The following is a 1,230-nucleotide window of genomic DNA, read 5'->3' as shown; positions in this document are numbered from 1 at the left end:
TAATCCTCTGTAGACCACACCAATAAATGGCTGCGGAGGTGGGTTACTACTTATAAGTGTGGCAAATTAGGTAAATATCGTACATTTAATACGGAACAGCCCTGATATGGCCATCAAAAACGAAATTACTATTCTCACGAGAGCAGAACAGGCAGATCTTTATTCCCCACCCATTTTTTCAATCGAAGAACAACGTCTGTACTTTTCTCTGAACGATGCGGAATTGGCAGTTTTTCGGTCAATTCGTCTCAGAGCTCATAGATGTTACTTTGTCGCGATTTTGGGATACTTCAAATCAAAGCCCGTCATCCTAGATATCGCTTACTCGCAGGTTTCTAAGGATTTAATGTTCATCAGTAAAGAGCTGCTTGGCGGCAAGGGGCTCAGACCATTCACTCCCTCACAAAAACAAAAAGATCGACTCTACGCAAAAGTATTAGACCTTGCTGGTTATCACAAATGGGACGAAAGTCAGCACTTCAATTCTCTTTTCGACCACCTTGTTCAGGTGGGCAATGCCTGGCTGGAGCCGCGTTACCTCTTTGATACTGCTATTGAATTCCTAACCAGTCACAGCATTGCTATCCCTAGGTACACCGTACTCAAGAGACTGATAAGCAGAGCGATGCAGCAGGTCAGAAAAGACCTGGCGCACCAACTTAATCAACTCACCAGTCCTGAACTTCACGTCTTTCTGGACAGCATAACAGCCATTGATGACGGACTAAGCCTGAACCAGCTCAGAGGCGGTGCAAAAAGTCTGACCGTACCTGAACTTAAAAAAGAGCTTGCCCTTTATCATCAGTTAGCGCCATGGCGCACGCAAATCAATGGCGTTATCGATGGGCTTAATCTGTCTCTTAAAAATCGACAACACTTCGGTGAGCTCATCAACTATTACGGTAGTAAACTCAAACGATTCAAACGCGCACAGCAGCATCTATGGTTGCTATGTCACCTGACAGAGCGGATACAACTGGCACTGGAACGGTTAACTGATGGGTTCATTTACCATATCCGCAAGCAACAAGAAGCTGCCAACACCTTTGCACAACAAGCAGTGTTCCTGTCCTGGCAGTCAGCCGCGGACAATGTCACGAAAGCGGCAGAGTTACTGCATCTGTTTGTGGATGAGAACATTGATGATAATCAACCCTTCTCAGTAGTCAGACAACAGGCATTGAAGGTCATGAATGACAGGGATATCCAGACCCTCTGCCTTTACCTGAA

General features: G+C 45.4%; 1 protein-coding gene. It reads left to right on the top strand.

All coding sequences use genetic code 11. The features are described from left to right. Window positions 1-106 precede the first annotated feature (106 nt). A partial coding sequence (locus R7Z77_RS23980) for a DUF4158 domain-containing protein (RefSeq protein WP_318109579.1) occupies window positions 107-1,230 on the top strand: 1,124 nt, incomplete at its 3' end.

This window comes from Vibrio sp. 1401 (assembly GCF_033340295.1).
The sequence above is the reverse complement of the archived record's forward strand: the minus strand, read 5'-3'. Positions and strand labels throughout refer to the sequence as shown.